Origin of the sequence: Tenacibaculum halocynthiae (assembly GCF_964512825.1) — a bacterium.
Taxonomy (GTDB): domain Bacteria; phylum Bacteroidota; class Bacteroidia; order Flavobacteriales; family Flavobacteriaceae; genus Polaribacter; species Polaribacter halocynthiae.
The window spans coordinates 86,272-102,708 of record NZ_CAZELG010000028.1 but is presented as its reverse complement, the minus strand read 5'-3'; the positions used below and the strand labels follow the sequence as shown (position 1 = coordinate 102,708).

13 protein-coding genes are annotated in these 16,437 nt (G+C 27.6%); 8 read left to right on the top strand and 5 right to left on the bottom strand.

All coding sequences use genetic code 11. The annotated features are described in order from the left end of the window. Positions 1-24 precede the first annotated feature (24 nt). Positions 25-1,242 (top strand): Nramp family divalent metal transporter, encoded by a 1,218-nt coding sequence (locus tag ACKTTQ_RS09700; protein ID WP_093871324.1) that lies wholly within the window; start codon positions 25-27, stop codon positions 1,240-1,242. A 44-nt stretch (positions 1,243-1,286) separates the two neighbouring features. Then, on the top strand, positions 1,287-2,156 hold the full coding sequence (gene lipA / locus ACKTTQ_RS09695) for a lipoyl synthase (protein WP_093871325.1): 870 nt from the start codon (positions 1,287-1,289) through the stop codon (positions 2,154-2,156). A 242-nt stretch (positions 2,157-2,398) separates the two neighbouring features. Here the strand turns inward: lipA and ACKTTQ_RS09690 are convergent, their stop codons facing one another. Together ACKTTQ_RS09690 and ACKTTQ_RS09685 are read right to left on the bottom strand one after the other, a co-directional pair. Further along, entirely contained in the window at positions 2,399-3,757 is a 1,359-nt protein-coding gene (locus tag ACKTTQ_RS09690; RefSeq protein WP_093871326.1) for a pyridoxal-phosphate dependent enzyme, read from the bottom strand. Positions 3,758-3,806: 49 nt separating this feature from the next. Beyond that, positions 3,807-5,042, bottom strand: a complete 1,236-nt coding sequence (locus ACKTTQ_RS09685; RefSeq protein WP_093871327.1) for an ABC transporter permease — start codon at positions 5,040-5,042, stop codon at positions 3,807-3,809. Between the two features lie 248 nt (positions 5,043-5,290). Between ACKTTQ_RS09685 and ACKTTQ_RS09680 the strand changes: the two genes are divergently transcribed. Both ACKTTQ_RS09680 and ACKTTQ_RS09675 read left to right on the top strand, forming a co-directional pair. After that, complete coding sequence (locus ACKTTQ_RS09680; RefSeq protein ID WP_408049080.1) at positions 5,291-6,532, top strand: exo-beta-N-acetylmuramidase NamZ family protein; 1,242 nt, start codon at positions 5,291-5,293, stop codon at positions 6,530-6,532. A 336-nt stretch (positions 6,533-6,868) separates the two neighbouring features. Beyond that, complete coding sequence (locus ACKTTQ_RS09675; RefSeq protein ID WP_408049079.1) at positions 6,869-7,513, top strand: hypothetical protein; 645 nt, start codon at positions 6,869-6,871, stop codon at positions 7,511-7,513. A gap of 47 nt (positions 7,514-7,560) precedes the next feature. On the opposite strand, the gene ACKTTQ_RS09670 is transcribed toward ACKTTQ_RS09675, so the two are convergent. The 3 genes from ACKTTQ_RS09670 to ACKTTQ_RS09660 all read right to left on the bottom strand — a co-directional run bounded on the left by ACKTTQ_RS09670 (position 7,561) and on the right by ACKTTQ_RS09660 (position 11,705). Further along, the gene (locus ACKTTQ_RS09670; protein ID WP_093871330.1) at positions 7,561-8,286 is read right to left on the bottom strand and encodes a DUF6503 family protein; all 726 of its coding nucleotides are present in this window, start codon (positions 8,284-8,286) and stop codon (positions 7,561-7,563) included. Positions 8,287-8,399: 113 nt separating this feature from the next. Next, positions 8,400-10,178, bottom strand: a complete 1,779-nt coding sequence (locus tag ACKTTQ_RS09665; RefSeq protein WP_408049078.1) for a cytochrome-c peroxidase — start codon at positions 10,176-10,178, stop codon at positions 8,400-8,402. Positions 10,179-10,184: 6 nt separating this feature from the next. Continuing rightward, positions 10,185-11,705 (bottom strand): PhoX family protein, encoded by a 1,521-nt coding sequence (locus ACKTTQ_RS09660; RefSeq protein ID WP_408049077.1) that lies wholly within the window; start codon positions 11,703-11,705, stop codon positions 10,185-10,187. Positions 11,706-12,264: 559 nt separating this feature from the next. Here ACKTTQ_RS09660 and ACKTTQ_RS09655 point away from each other — a divergent pair. From ACKTTQ_RS09655 to ACKTTQ_RS09640, 4 genes are all read left to right on the top strand, one after another. Then, positions 12,265-12,387, top strand: a complete 123-nt coding sequence (locus tag ACKTTQ_RS09655) for a hypothetical protein (protein ID WP_255405213.1) — start codon at positions 12,265-12,267, stop codon at positions 12,385-12,387. A 1,006-nt stretch (positions 12,388-13,393) separates the two neighbouring features. Continuing rightward, positions 13,394-13,624, top strand: a complete 231-nt coding sequence (locus ACKTTQ_RS09650) for a hypothetical protein (protein WP_408049076.1) — start codon at positions 13,394-13,396, stop codon at positions 13,622-13,624. A gap of 72 nt (positions 13,625-13,696) precedes the next feature. Further along, positions 13,697-15,718 carry a tetratricopeptide repeat-containing sensor histidine kinase gene (locus ACKTTQ_RS09645; RefSeq protein ID WP_408049075.1) on the top strand — a complete coding sequence of 674 codons (2,022 nt, stop codon included), beginning with the start codon at positions 13,697-13,699 and terminating at the stop codon, positions 15,716-15,718. Continuing rightward, on the top strand, positions 15,684-16,367 hold the full coding sequence (locus ACKTTQ_RS09640; protein WP_093871334.1) for a response regulator: 684 nt from the start codon (positions 15,684-15,686) through the stop codon (positions 16,365-16,367). The genes ACKTTQ_RS09645 and ACKTTQ_RS09640 overlap by 35 nt, the downstream gene beginning before the upstream one ends. Positions 16,368-16,437 lie beyond the last annotated feature (70 nt).

Genomic DNA, 16,437 nt, shown 5'->3' with positions numbered 1-16,437 from the left:
CGTGATTTTAACCCCCTGAAAATCATGAAAAAAACATTTTCTTCTTTAGGTCCAGGTCTATTATTTGCTGGTGCAGCAATTGGAGTTTCACATTTAGTTCAATCTACCAGAGCTGGAGCTGAATTCGGGTTTGGCTTACTTTGGGCATTAGTGTTAGTGCATATTTTCAAATATCCTTTTTTTCAATATGGTCCTAGGTATGCTGCTGCAACAGGAGAAACTTTATTAGATGGTTACAGGAAGCTAGGAAAAGGTGTTTTAATCAGCTATTATATTTTAAATTTTGCTACAATGTTTACCATTCAAGCTGCTGTAACAATTGTAACTGCTGGTTTAGCTTCACATCTATTTGGTTTTACAAATGACTTAGTTCAGTGGTCAGCTATAATAACTTGTATCAGTTTTTCTATTTTACTAATTGGCAGGTATAAAGTTTTAGATAACTTAATGAAATATATCATTGTTATCTTGACCATTAGTACTTTAATAGCTGTTACTGTTGCTATATTTAGTACAGATAAAGGTTTTTCTTTTACACAAATTATTCCCTCAGGAACTGCACAAATTACCTTTTTAATAGCATTTTTAGGATGGATGCCTGCTCCTCTAGATATTTCAATATGGCATTCTCTTTGGTCGGTTGAAAAAGACAAAACTACTTACCAAAAAATTAAACCCAAACAAGCTATTTTTGATTTTAATGTAGGATATATAGGAACACTTTCTCTAGGCATTTGTTTTGTAATACTAGGAGCTATGGTAATGTATAAATCGGGTCAAACTTTTTCTAGTAAAGGAACTGTATTTGCTTCACAGTTAATTAATTTATATACTAAAAACTTAGGAGATTATGCACATATCTTTATTGGTGTAGCAGCGTTTACAACTATGTTTAGCACTACACTAACAACTTTAGATGCATCGCCAAGGGCTATGACGAAAGCCTCCTCTCTCCTATTTAAAAAGAAAAATAAATTATCTTATTGGTTTTGGATGTTAATACTAGCTCTTGGAACTTATATTATTTTACGCTTTTTTTTAGCTGACATGGGTTTTCTCATCAAAATAGCAACCGTTCTTTCTTTTTTAACTGCTCCTTTTTATGCTATCTTAAACTATATACTAATTACTGGAAAACATACTCCAGAAAAATATAGACCTAGTAAAGAGTTAAAAATACTAAGTATTACAGGTATTGTATTTCTTATTGTATTTAGTATTTGGTTTTTACTTAGTTTCTAAATCTTTTCTTCGTAAATTTGTACTTCAAATTATTTTAAAAAAGAATGGCAAACGAATCGGTTATACTTCCTGAAAGACCAAAAAAACCAAAATGGTTACGTGTAAAACTACCTGTAGGTAAAAAATATACGGAATTACGTGGACTGGTTGACAAATATAAACTGAATACTATTTGTACAAGTGGTAGCTGTCCTAATATGGGAGAATGTTGGGGAGAAGGTACTGCTACGTTTATGATATTAGGTAATGTATGTACACGCTCTTGTGGTTTTTGTGGTGTAAAAACAGGTAGACCTGAAACTGTAGAATGGGATGAACCTGAAAAAGTAGCTCGTTCAATTAAGTTAATGAGTATTAAACATGCTGTTATAACTTCTGTTGATAGAGATGACTTAAAAGATGGTGGTTCTATAATTTGGGCTGAAACAGTTGACGCAATTAGAAGAGCAAACCCTAACACTACATTGGAAACATTAATACCGGATTTTCAAGGTGATGAGAAATTAATAGATAGAATTATTGAAGTACATCCAGAAGTTGTTTCTCATAATATGGAAACTGTACGTCGTTTAACACGTGAAGTTCGTATTCAAGCTAAATATGATAGAAGTTTAGGTGTTTTAAAATATTTAAAAGATAGCGGTATGAGAACTAAATCTGGTATTATGCTCGGTTTAGGTGAAACTGAAGATGAAGTTATTCAAACAATGAAAGATTTACGTGGAGTTGGTTTAGATATTATCACTATTGGTCAATATTTACAACCTACTAAAAAACATTTACCCGTAAAACAATTTATAACTCCAGATCAATTTAAAAAATATGAAACATTAGGTTTAGAAATGGGCTTTATGTATGTTGAAAGTGGTGCTTTAGTTCGTTCTTCATATAAAGCTCATAAGCATGCAAGCTAAAACCTAATATTAAATTAGAGATTTCTTAACATTTTAACACTTAAAAGTTAATTAATTGTAAAATATATAAATTTCAAATAATTTTAAGTTTAATATTTATAATTTTGGCACAGAATTTGGAAAACAATATTTGTAAAACAATAGATTTTGTTTTCATTGTGTAAATTATTTGAATTAGTTGATTAACAAAAGCCCGCTCTAATGAGCGGGCTTTTCGTTGTTTTGATATTTTCAATTATTAATTAAATAGCACTAATTATATCATATTTTGTAACTATATGATGCTTTCCATTTTCTAAATCTACTAATACCGCTTGGTTTTCTTTAGTAATTAGTTTAGAAACCTCATCAATAGAAGCCGATTTTTCAACTACAGGATACATAGCTCCCATTACTTCTTTAATAGGTTTATCTGCAATATTCTTATCTTCCAAATAACTATGTAACAAAGCTGATTCATCAACAGAACCAACAAAACCATTAACATCTTTTACTGGAATTTGTGATATTTTAAATGCACGCATTCTTTCAATTGCATGTGAAACTAATTCTTCAGTTTGAATTGTTACTAAAGGCTTATCTATATGAGACTTAATCAAGTCTTCAGCAGTAGTTACTTCATCTTCTAAAAATCCTCTATTTCGCATCCAATCATCATTAAACATTTTACCTACATAACGGCTACCATGATCATGAAATAATACAACTACAACATCATCTGGTTTAAATTCATCTTTTAATTGTAATAAACCTTTAATTGCTGAACCTGCTGAGTTACCAACGAAAATACCTTCTTCTTTAGCTATCTTACGAGTATATACAGCAGCATCTTTATCTGTAACTTTAGTAAACCCATCAATTAAGCTAAAATCAACATTCTTAGGTAAAATATCTTCTCCAATTCCTTCTGTTATATATGGGTAAATTTCATTCTCATCAAAAATTCCAGTTTCATGATATTTTTTAAATACAGAACCATAAGTGTCAATTCCCCATATTTTAATATTAGGATTTTTTTCTTTTAAGTATTTTGCGGTTCCTGAAATTGTACCTCCAGTTCCAACTCCAACTACAAAATGAGTTATCTTACCTTCTGTTTGTTCCCATATTTCAGGAGCAGTTTGCTCATAGTGAGCTGTTGCATTTGAAGGGTTATCATATTGGTTTACATACCAAGAATTTGGAGTTTCTTCACCTAAACGTTTAGATACTGAATAATATGATCTAGGGTCATCTGGTTCAACATTGGTAGGGCATACAACTACCTCAGCACCAACTGCACGTAAAATATCCATTTTCTCTTTTGATTGCTTATCTGATATTACAAAAATACATTTGTAACCTTTTACAATAGCAGCCAATGCCAATCCCATTCCTGTATTACCAGAAGTACCTTCAATAATTGTTCCTCCAGGTTTTAAGCGTCCATCTGCTTCAGCATCTTCAATCATTTTTAACGCCATTCTATCTTTAACAGAATTTCCTGGGTTAAATGTTTCTACTTTAGCCAATACCAAAGCATCTATTTCTTTGGTAACAGAATTTAACTTAACCAAAGGAGTATTACCTATGGTTTCTAGTATATTATTAGCGTAATTCATTATAAGTTATCAGTTTTGTATTGCAAAGAAACAAAAAGTTCTTCTCAAATTAGGCAAACTTAATAGATTTTGAAGGTTGAATTTTTGTTATAATGTATGATGGTATTATTAACATTAAAAAACATAAAATCAATGTTCCTAAGTTTAAAAATAAAATAGACCAAAAATCTATAGATACGGGTACAGTAGATACATAATAATTTTCGGGATTGAGTGTTATTATTTTCAAGTATTTTTGGATACTCAAAAATACTAATCCTATAATATTTCCGTATAATAACCCCTTTAATATTAAATAAGATGCATTATATAAAAATATCTTTCTAATACTCCAATTAGAACTACCAAGAGCTTTTAATATACCAACCATTTGTACTTGTTCTAATATTAATACTAAAAGAGCAGTAACCATATTTATACCAGCTACTAAAATCATTATACCAATAATTACCCAAACATTATTATCTAATATATTCAACCAATTAAATATTAAAGGATAACTATCTACTATTGTTGAACTATTAAGAGTTGAGCCTATTGATGTATAAATTTCATTTCCTTTTTCTTTCAAGGTATCAAAATCATCTATTAATACTTCAAAACCTCCTATTTCATTATTTTTCCATTTATTAAGCCTCTGTACTTCTCGTATATCTCCAATAAGCATTGTTTTATCAAATTGCTCAAAACCTGTATTATAAATACCTACAATTACAGGCTTACGTATTTTAAAAGGTCTTTTACTATTTTCTACACTAAATACCATTTGAACAGTATCTTTTAATGTTAATTCCAGTCTTTTTGCTATTGACTCTGATATTAAAATCTCTCTATTTCTATCAAGTGAAAAATTAGGTAAACGCCCTTCCTTTAAATATTCATTAAAAAAGGTAAAATCATAATCATTTGTAACGCCTTTTAAAATTACTCCTTCAAAATCTTTAGCAGTTCTTATAACTCCAAACTTATTAGCGAAAGTTTGTACATTTTTAATACCCGCTATATTTTTAAACTTAGGGTAAAAATCTTGGTTTTTATCAATTGGAACTATTGAAACATCTGATGTATTATTATCATAGTTTACTATTTGAACATGCCCCTTAAAGCCAGACATTTTATCTCTAATTTTTTTCTGAAATCCAGAGCCTATTGATACTGCAATTAACATAATAGCTATCCCTAAAGTAATTGCTATAGTTGCAATTTTTATAATTGGAGATGATATACTATTTTTATACTCTTTACCAGCCACAATACGCTTAGCAATAAACAACTCGAAATTCAAAAGCTATGATTTTTTTAAGTATACCAAATGTACTTAATAATTTTTGAAGATTTTGATAAAAATTATCTTGAATGAAGAGCTTTCTTTTATTATATTAATAAAAATTGAAATAATCGCATATATTTGAAACTTAAGTAGAATTGAAAAAAACTCAATAATAAGCCTAAGTCTTATTATTAATAAAAGAAACTACAATATATTGTAAAATATAACAAACAAGCTTTAATTTCACTCTTAAATATCATTAAATGAAGCATTATATAAATTACCTATTCTTATTTTTTTGTTTACAATTTACTTCTTGTGCCCAACAAAAGCAGAAAAAAGATTCTCCAATAAAAAAACAAGATGAAACTTTAAAAATTGGAGCAGATAGAGTTAATTTATACCTTTCTATTTTAAAAAACAAAAATATTGCTATTGTTGCAAACCAAACTTCTACAATTACCACTTTACAGCGTGCTGAAGTTTCTAAAAACGTTATGGGATCAAAGAGCGTAACGCAACACTTGGTTGATTATTTACATAGTTATAGTACTATTACCGTTAAAAAAGTTTTTGCTCCTGAACATGGTTTTAGAGGTAAAGCAGATGCTGGTGAAGTTATTGTTGACGGAATTGATACTAAAACTAATTTACCTATAATTTCTTTATATGGTAAAAATAAAAAGCCTAGTTCAGAACAATTAAAAAACATTGATTATGTTGTTTTTGATATACAAGATGTTGGTGTTCGTTTTTATACCTATATTTCAACATTACACTACGTAATGGAAGCGTGTACTGAAGCAAATATTCCCGTTATAATATTAGACAGGCCCAATCCTAATGCTCACTATATTGATGGACCTGTTTTAAGTTCTAAACATAAAAGCTTTGTAGGAATGCATCCTGTTCCTGTTGTTTATGGAATGACTATTGGAGAGTACGGAAAAATGATTAATGGAGAGAAATGGTTAAAAAATGGAATTAAATGTGATTTAACTGTTATTCCTCTTGAAAACTACACACATAATACTGAATATAAATTACCTATAAAACCATCACCTAATTTACCCAATCAAAAATCTATTAACTTATACCCTAGTTTATGCTTTTTTGAAGGTACAAATGTATCAGCAGGTAGAGGTACTAATAAACAATTTCAAATTTATGGGTCTCCATATTTAAAAAATTTAAATTTTAGTTTTACACCTCAACCTAATGAAGGTGCTAAGTATCCAAAACATAAAGAAAAATTATGCTTTGGTGAAAACCTAGAAGAAACCGAATATTTATCTAGTTTACAATTAAAATGGCTGCTTAAAGCTTATAAACAAACTAGTGAAAAAGAAAAATTCTTTAATCCATTTTTCACAAAACTTGCTGGTACTGAATTACTGCAAAAGCAAATAGAAGATGGTTTGAATGAAGAAAAAATCAGAGATTCTTGGAAAAAAGAATTAAACAGTTTTAAAAAAATTAGAACTAAGTATTTACTTTACAAGTAACTCCATTAAAACAAATTAATGATTTATATTTTAAATAGTATAATGTTTTAAAAGAAGTTATAAATGGGTTCTTTTTTTATGCTAATTATTTTCATAATATATGCTTGTAATTAATTCTATAAATTTACAATACTCTTTCTTTTATTTCTTATTCAGAAATACTATAAAACAACTGTTCTTCTTAGTAAATAGAGTTTATTTTTTTTAATCGTTTCATTTAATTTTATTAGTTAAAATGAGAGTCTAAACAATATCATGATAAATATCATAGTAATTATTTCTTAATACTTATAAATTTATCATTCACCAAAGTGATATCTAATTTAAATTCTAAAAATGAAACATTTTATAAACCTCTTCTTATTTCTACTAATTGCAATCTCACTTAATAGTTGTAATACAACAGAACTTGTAGAACAATGGAAAAATCCAGAAATAGATAATCTATCAATTTCTAAAGTATTAATTGTAGGTTTAACTCCAAACATTAAAACTAGAAGAAAATTTGAAAACCAATTAAAAAAAGAATTAGAATCAAGAGGAATAGAAGCTGTTATAAGCCTAGATGTATTTGATCCTTCATTTAGAATTGAAAAAAAGTCAAAAGAAGAATTAAAAGTTATTGAAAATATTTTGACTACAAACTATTTTGATGCTGTACTATTAAGTAAAGTAAAAGGAGTTGAAAACAGAGTTATATACTCTAAAAACTATATAAGTAAAGAATCTTTAGATATTAAGTTTAAAGAAGACTACTACAACCATCAAGAGATAATTGAAAACCCTAAGTATTATGAAAAATATAAAATTTATAATGCAGAAACGTCGCTATATTGTATTTGCCCTACAAAAGATAGAGAGTTAATTTGGAAAGGAAGTATTGATATAATCGACCCTAAATCAGTAGATAAAACAGTTGACGACTATATAAACTTATTAATGATTGCTTTAGAAGAACAAAATTTATTAAGAAAAAAATAAAATACCATAGATTTTTATAATAAAATCTATGGTATGTATTATTTAATCTATAACTCTATTCTAATGTTTTCTAATACTATTTCTGAAACCTTTTTCAACTTATCCTCTTCGTAAAGTTTATCTATAGTTTTAAAATCAATCTCTTTTTTTAAAGGTTTATAATTGTTATAATCTAATAAACGAATTCCTTCTACCAAATGTTCTTTCTTAATATCTCTAAATCTAACTCCTCCTTCATTCGTATGATATTTATAAGCCAAATACTCTAAATGAAACGTTTCTTTATTAAACCAATATAAAAACACATCGTCAAAATCATCTCCTCCTCCTTCTTTATTAAATGTTACCTGAATCTTATAATAACCTTTGCCTTTAATTGAAACTGGTTCTAGTAATTTTTTATTTACTGCTTTATCATTTAAACCTAAAGGTAACACAGAAAAATAGTGTACCGAATTTACTGAATTACTAAATCTATTTTCATCCTTATCTGATAACACCACCGGCTCGTTATTTTCATAACGCTTAAACCCGTTATTAGATAATACATCCTTAACTGTTAATGTATCAGATTTAGCAATTTTCGTAAATACATAGTTCCCGCTATTTCTTTTACCTTCATATAGCTTTCCTCTAAATGTAAAAGAAAGTGTTGCATTCTTAATTTTATTTACTCCTGATTTTTCTAATGATAAATCAATAATTTGTTGTGCTGTATACTCTGGTTTACAGGCAACAAATACATACAATAATAGTAGTGAAAAATATTTCATAAAGTTTTGTTTGGTTTGGTCGTAGTTATAATTCAAAATTACAAGAAAGTTTACCTAACACAACATAAAATTCTGTTAATAAAAAACTGCCTATTTAGGGCAGTTATTAGTTACTATTCATCTGTTAGAGTTTTCATAAAAGCTACAATTTCTTTTATTTCTTTATTTGATAACTTTAGTTCATCAAAAGGTAATGTTTGGTTTGGTAAATTAAAACCTAAACCAACTCCTCCTCCCTTGTTATAAAAGTCTACAACCTCTTCTAGTGTATTATATACTCCATTATGCATATAAGGAGCAGTTTTAGCTATATTTCTAATTGTAGGGGTTTTAAAAAAGTGCTTTCTTTCCTCTGTATTATATAAATAAAACCTTCCTAAGTCTTTACTTAATTTAGTAGTATCAATATCTGGAGTTCCTATGGCTTCTAATTCTGTATCATTATAATTTGGTGGCACTGTACCGTTAAAAACAGGAGCAAAATGACAAGTTGCACACAAAGCTTTTCCCATAAATAAATTAAACCCATTTTTCTCTTCTTCTGTCAAGGTATTATCTTCACCTCTTATGTTTTTATCAAACTTAGAATTAAATGTATTTAGTGTTCTTACATAAGATGCAATCGCATGTCTGATATTATATCCTATACGTTTATTCTTATACAATTTTTTAATTTTCAACTTATAAGAATCATTATTTATAACTCTTGCTACAACTGAATCCATAGACATATCAAACTCGTTATGATTTTTAACAACACCAACAACCTGACCTTCTAAACTCCCAGCTCTAGAATCCATAAAAAAACCTCTTTGATATGTAGCATAAGTAATCGTTGGAGTATTTCGAGTTTGATTTTTATTAAATACTCTTTTTCCATCAGCAAAACCTAAATCTTTTACATGACAAGTAGCACAAGACATATTAGTTTGTTTAGAAAGAGTAACATCATTAAATAAGCTTTTACCAAATTTTATTTTTTCATTTAAAAAAGTAGTATCGCTTTTTAAATCTGAAAAATACGTTTTATTTAATGTTTCTTTTGAAAAAAGAGATGTCATCGTATTAGATAATGCCATTTCAAAAGGAAACTTAACTTTCCAATCTTCTTGAATTTCCACTAATAACTTTAATTGCTTAGGAATGGTATTTTTAATAAAACTAAACCTATCAAAAGTATCAAAATCATGTGTCAAGTCTAAGTTAGCTTTATCCATCAACTTTATAAATCTTTTTAAAATATCTTTAGAAGAGAATTTTGGTTCACTAATTTTAAGGATATCTAAAATAGTATTATACGTATATATTGATTCATTTAACGATTCATTTAAAACTGGAGAATCAAAACCTGTAATACCAGTAGTAGCTATTCGTGTAATATGTTCACGTAATAACCATATTATATGGTAATCTTTTAATTGTAAGTTTAAGTTATTTTTAATCAACTTCAGCCTAGCGCTGGTTACATTTACTAAATTTGTTAATGCTAAAGTATCTAAAGAATCTTCATACAATGTTTCCTCTATAACTTGAAAACCAATTGGATTCATTACTCTAGTATCTAAACTCTCTTCACCTTTTACTATTAAAATATTAGGGGCATTTAATGATTTATAGTTATTCTTATCAGAATAAGCTAAAATAGGTTCAAGAAATTTAAAATTCTTTCTCGCATTTATATAGTACTTTTTTTTATCCTCAATATTTTCATGTGTATTTATACTGTCTAAATAATTAACTGTTGATAGCAAATGCTTTTTATAAAGTTTTTGTATTTCCTTATTTATTACATTAATACACTCGTAATTATCTTTCTTTTCATCACATGAAATAATTAAAAGCAAAAGACATACACAAAGGTATGTCTTAGCTTGATTTAATTTTTTTATCATAAAATACTATCTATCTAATCCTGTAATTATATGTAAAACAGATCCTTCTTTTCTACTATTAGCTACATCAGAGTTTGCTAATGGATCAGTAAATGCTGTTCCATCTACAGGATCCCAACCATGATTTTGAGTAATAACCATAAAAGTATTTTTCCCTGTGTTTACAACATCAGTAACATCTATCATTCCTGTAATTTCCCATGCTTTTCCAGTATTACCATATCCTTTAGTTGCTGCATAATCTTGATTACACTCTAAAACTACTTTTAACTCTCCGGTCGTTAAGTTATACTGATATAATCTTGCATAATGATTTTTTTCAGCAACATCAAAGTATCCATTTGGATCTTCTTGTATGTATGCATAATTCTCAGTAATTAAAATATTATCAGGACTATGAAAATCTTTTGCCTTTCCAGTTAATTTGTCTCCATCTAAAATACACGTAATTTTTGCTGCTCCTGTAGGATCATTTTCATTTAATACCACTTTATAAATACGTCCATAATAAGTACCTTTATCTTTTAAACCATCTTTTCTTCTTCCTGTAACACAAAAATAAATTTCTCTATTATTTTTAGCAGAACCTCTTCTCCAATCTATGTCTTCTAATCTAGAGAATCCCATTACTCCTTTAGTTTTAGCCTCAGTATCTAAAGCATTAATCTCCTTTTCAGTTAATTCAACAAATTCAGCATTATATTCAACACCTTCATTCATATCTACTTCGTAATTAATTCCTGCAGATGTTACTTTTAAGCCATATAACTTACCACCATTTAAGTCTCCTTGATTTCCTACATACATACCTAATTGACCTGAAGGTGTATTATTATCACTATGATCATCACCTATGAAAACAACAGTTTTACCTGCATAAGCATCTTTTCCTATTGCTACTGCATTTTCTGTAGACCATTGTCCCAAAGCTGTTAACATAGTAGCACTTCCTGCTGCACTTGCATTTTTTGTTGGATCTGTAGAAAAAATTCCTTTTGAAGAACCTCCCCATTCTCCACCAGACAAATACAAAGGACCAAATCCGTGTTCTTGTGGTGTTATTAAAGAACCTGAACATTGTGCTGTATTTCCTGTAGCTTGAGCATTTAAAATATAATCTCCTGAAGTTGGTCTTAATTTTTCATTTAGCTTAATTCTTGCAATTGAATAATCTGCCTCAATATTATTAATTAATGTAAAACTTCCATCAGACTCTGCTAATAAACCAGCACCATCAGCCATAGAACCATATACAAAATTAGGACTATTTGGTATCACATCTTCCGATGATAAAATCGGAGTAATTTTTAAATGAGAAAATTGTCCTGTTACTTTTAAAAAGTTAGGTGTTTTTGATGCTGTTAAATATACTGATGAATTTGAACCATCTGTTCCATTATTTCCATCCTTACCATCTTTTCCGTCAATTCCATTTACACCATCAATTCCGTCTTTACATGATATAAATCCCCCTATGATACATGTTAAAGTAGTTAATGCAATTTTACTTAAATTTAATTTCTTCATTATTCTCTATTTGTTTAGCTTTAATAATTCCACAAATCAACATCTATGAAATTACCTTATCCTTATCTTAGCTTTAAATTCATATAAGCTAAAGGTTAACAACTTTATTAAAACATGAATAACTAGAATTACTCTAAATAAGAATACTTTTAAAACAAAAAAAACGTCAATTATTGACGTTTTTTTACCCTTTCATACCCATATAAATATGGAAAAATATAAAGAATCCTCACTAATACTTAAGCAAAAATAATTCAAATAATGCTTCGATTTAAACAATGAGAAATTCAGATTCTTTATAAAGCTTTTTCATAGAAATTTTCCCCGACGACTCCTAGTATTATTTTTTTACATTGTTTATTTTAACCTTGTTTGATTAAGATTTTTAGTATGACACAAAGATATTTAGACTTTTTCTTATTGTGGTAAGTCAATGGCTTACTTTTAGTAAGTCATTGACTTACTTTTTACCATTTTTGCATACTTATTTACCATTATTAACTAAAAAGAACTTTTTAATCTTTTAAAAACCAATATATTTGCTACCGAAATGAAAGAAATGAATACTCACATATCACCAAAAGCACTAACTAATAGTCGTCAATTTCAAGGAATTGATGAAGTAATTGTATTAAAAAAGGCGCTATATGTATATTCTAGTAATTATTTTAAGATGAAATAACCCTAAAAATTTAACTATACATAAGCGTCCAAGTAAATTTGGACGCTTTTTTTTATATTTTTTTTAAGCATAATGATGAAAATTTAAATACACAAAATATAATTGAACTTGAATACTAAGCAATTGAACACTAAAACATTGCATACTCAACTATAACTTAGAGACTCTCTGAGAAGGAATCCTACACTCAAAAAACACATCTAAAATACTAAAAAACAGCACTTTATCAAAAAATAAAGTTTGTATATTCCAAAAAACAATATAATATTTGCACCATCAAATAAAATGAATAATTAAATAATAACCATATGTATTTACACAGAAAGATAAGTAATGAGTTTGTTTGGCTAAATGCAGCAAATTCTGGCGTAGTAATAAATAGGGATGCAATTTGTAAAATAAAATATAGAAAAGTGAGGTAACAAAACTCACATACTATACACAATATACCAAAGGCGTCTTTTTAACAAAAGATGTCTTTTTTATTACAGAAAAAACAACTAAACATCCAAACTAAACAGTAATCCATTTTAAAAATGTTAAAATACGTGAATTTATTGCCTATATCATAAAAAAAACGTATATTAGGTATATGAAAAATTAAAAAATGCTATGAGAACATTAAAATTGCACATACTAAATGAAAAAGGACGTTTACTCATCCAAATGCAACGCTTACTAAAATTACGAACACCGTAAGATTAAAACCCACTAATTTAGGGTTCAAATCAACTAGCGTCATTTCAAAATTACAAACGCTTCCTAATTTATCGACAAAGTAGAATTTACATGAAGTCTGTTGTACTCAATAGGCCTTATAAGTAATACATCTTCATTAAGCTGGCATTCGCCTGCTATTAATTCTGCTAACATTCTCAAATTCTGAGATGTATGGTTATGCCGTTAATTTAAAATTAGCGCATTAACACTATCGAAAAACATTCGATGTAACTATTGCTGCATATGCGGCATGGGAAACTAATGTCAACTATTAAAATTGAAAATTATGAAAACTTTAAAAACTATTCTAGGTCTAATTGCTATACTATTAATAACTACTTCTTGTACTGATTTAAGTGAAGACTTAACACTACAAGACAAAATAAAGAAAGACAACATTACAAACACTATGAATCCAGATGCTTTACCTACTGATACTGGTGGAACTCCAGGTAATGGTTCTAATCAAGATACTGGTGGAGATGGTGGTAATGATGATGGAGGTAAAGGAAACTAACATCATATAAATTAAAGGCTTTAACAAATGTTAAGGTCTTTTTTTTTAGTTTTGTTAAAAATAACAATCACATTGAAATCTTTAAAGGAACACTTTTTTTTTATTTTATTATTATACATAAATTTTTGCTATGGATACCAAAATGATAGTATTGATATATGGATAAAGCAATCTAGAAATAAAAAAATCAATGATTTTAATAGAAAAAAGTTATTACAAAAAGCTTATAATCAAATAAACATAGATAAAAAAGAATTTCCTTTAAAATTGAGTTCTATTGCATATGAGTACTATAATTTAAAAGATACTGCTTCTTTTTTTAAAATTAATAAACAAGCGTTAAAACTTGCTCAAAAAAATAATCATACCTATGCAATTGGTGATGCTCATTGGAATTATGCTACTTACTTCGTACGTTTAGATATTTATGATAAAGCCTATTTTCATTTTAATAAAGCATACCTAGCCTTTATTAGAAAAAAATTTAAAAATGAAGCTGCACAAGTACTTCTTGGTATGAGTCACATTAAAGGAAACTATAGAGACTATTTAGGCAGTGAAATATTAGATATAAAAGCTGTTAAGATATTCAAAGAACTAAAAAATTACAATAAAATTTGTTCAGTTTATAACCATTTAGGCTTACTGCAATATGATATTAAAGAATATGATAAAGCTATATTTTATTATAAAAAATCTATTAACTATTATAATAAACTAAGTTTAAAAATACGGAAAAAGAAAAAGTTCTCTATTTTTAATAATCTTGCTAATGCACTTCTTAAAAAAAAGAAATATGGAAAAGCTTTAAATTTTTATAATCAAGAATTAGATAAAACACTTAATCTTAAACAATATGCAAGAATATTAGATAATCGTGCTTATTGTAAACTATTAATGAAAGATACTCTAGGAGTAAAAGATAATTTTTATAAAGCTCTAAATATAAGGGATAGTATAAATGATAAAACTGGAATTTTAATGTCTAAAATTAGATTGTCCCAATATTATAGTTACGCTAAGGATACATTTAGAGCTATTAAATACATACAAGAAGCTAAAATTTTAGGAAAGAGAATTAAAAATGGTAGGGACTACCTAGCGTCTTTAAAACAATTATCGAATCTAGATGTTAAAAATTCAAAAAAATACTTAGATCGCTATATTGAATTTAATGATAGCTTAATAAGTGCTGAGCGTAGAATTCAAAATAAATTTACTCGTATTGAGTTTGAAACTGATGAATATATTGAAGAAACGGAACGGCTATCTCAACAACGTATTTGGATCATAGTTACTAGTATTGCTGGTGTATTTATTTTAAGTTTATTATACTTTTTACGGGTACAAAAAGTACAAAATGAAAAATTAAGTATTGAAGCTGAACATCAAAAAGCAAATGAAGAGGTATATGTTTTAACGTTACAACAACAAGCTAAACTAGAAGAAGAACGTATTAAAGAACGAAATAGAATATCTGAAGAGTTACATGATGGCATTTTAGGAAAGTTATTTGGAACTCGTTTTGGCTTAGGTTTTTTACCAATAAAAGGAGAAGAACAAACCCTTGAAAAGCATCAAAGTTTATTAAATGAATTACAAGATATTGAAAAAGAAATTAGAGATGTTTCTCATAAATTAAGTGATAATTTTAGTAATTCCAATATTAACTTTACCTCTATTATTAAACAATTATTAGAAGATAAAGGCGTTATTGGTAACTTTACACATAACATTACATTTTCTCCTGATATTGTATGGAAAGATATTAATGAAATTACAAAAGCTAATATTTATAGAATTATTCAGGAAGCTTTACAAAATATCATTAAGCATGCTAAAGCAAAAAAGGTTATCTTAGATTTTTCTTTAAAAAATCAAGATTTAGTTATCAAAATTAAAGATAATGGAGTTGGTTTTAATAGTAAAAAAGGTAAAAAAGGAATAGGATTAAAAAATATAAAAACGAGAATTGAAAAATTAAAAGGAAGCATTGAAATAAAATCCGAAATTAATGTAGGTACTACCCTACTAATTAACACCCCTTACATCCAAAAAGATGGAAAAAAAACAATTAACCGCGTTAATAATTGATGATCACCCTTTGATATCAGAAGCTTATAAAAGTGCTTTTCAATATATTGAAAGTCAAGAAAATGAATATCGTTTTGAAATTCATGTAAAACACAATTGTGATGATGCTTGTGCTATTATTAAAGAATACTCAAGCTTGAAAAACAAAATTGATGTTATTTTTTTAGATATGCGATTACCTGCATCAAAAGATGGCACTATACTTTCAGGTGAAGATTTAGGCTTAAAAATAAACCAACTATTACCCGATTCAAAAATTATTGTTTCTACTACCTTTAATGATAATTTTAGAGTACACAGTATTTTAAGAAATATTAATCCTGATGGTTTTTTAGTAAAAAATGATATTACACCACAAGAACTAGTTACAGCTATAAAAGAAGTTATTACTGCCCCTCCATACTACAGTAAAACAGTAATGAAGTTAATACGAAATCAAATTGCAAGTGATTATGTATTAGATGATATAGATAGAAAGATATTGTACGAGCTTTCAATAGGAAATAGGATGAAAAAATTGCCTGAGGTTATTCCGCTTTCTTTTGCTGGAATTCAAAAAAGAAAAAGACAATTAGCTAAAGTATTTGATGTAGATGGTAATGATGATAGAGAGCTAATTTTAGTGGCAAGAGATAAAGGTTTTTTATAAAATATAATATCAAAAAAAAACAAAAAGGGAACTATTAAAAAATAGTTCCCTTTTATATTTATGTCTTTTT

Excerpts from the sequence above, each read along its gene's own strand:
- ACKTTQ_RS09670 (WP_093871330.1), bottom strand. The coding sequence starts at position 8,286 with ATGAAATATTTTTCACTACTATTATTGTATGTATTTGTTGCCTGTAAA.
- ACKTTQ_RS09640 (WP_093871334.1), top strand. The coding sequence starts at position 15,684 with ATGGAAAAAAAACAATTAACCGCGTTAATAATTGATGATCACCCTTTG.
- ACKTTQ_RS09680 (WP_408049080.1), top strand. The coding sequence starts at position 5,291 with ATGAAGCATTATATAAATTACCTATTCTTATTTTTTTGTTTACAATTT.
- ACKTTQ_RS09655 (WP_255405213.1), top strand. The coding sequence starts at position 12,265 with ATGAATACTCACATATCACCAAAAGCACTAACTAATAGTCGTCAATTT.
- ACKTTQ_RS09700 (WP_093871324.1), top strand. The coding sequence starts at position 25 with ATGAAAAAAACATTTTCTTCTTTAGGTCCAGGTCTATTATTTGCTGGT.
- ACKTTQ_RS09690 (WP_093871326.1), bottom strand. The coding sequence starts at position 3,757 with ATGAATTACGCTAATAATATACTAGAAACCATAGGTAATACTCCTTTG.
- ACKTTQ_RS09660 (WP_408049077.1), bottom strand. The coding sequence starts at position 11,705 with ATGAAGAAATTAAATTTAAGTAAAATTGCATTAACTACTTTAACATGT.
- lipA (WP_093871325.1), top strand. The coding sequence starts at position 1,287 with ATGGCAAACGAATCGGTTATACTTCCTGAAAGACCAAAAAAACCAAAA.
- ACKTTQ_RS09665 (WP_408049078.1), bottom strand. The coding sequence starts at position 10,178 with ATGATAAAAAAATTAAATCAAGCTAAGACATACCTTTGTGTATGTCTT.
- ACKTTQ_RS09675 (WP_408049079.1), top strand. The coding sequence starts at position 6,869 with ATGAAACATTTTATAAACCTCTTCTTATTTCTACTAATTGCAATCTCA.
- ACKTTQ_RS09650 (WP_408049076.1), top strand. The coding sequence starts at position 13,394 with ATGAAAACTTTAAAAACTATTCTAGGTCTAATTGCTATACTATTAATA.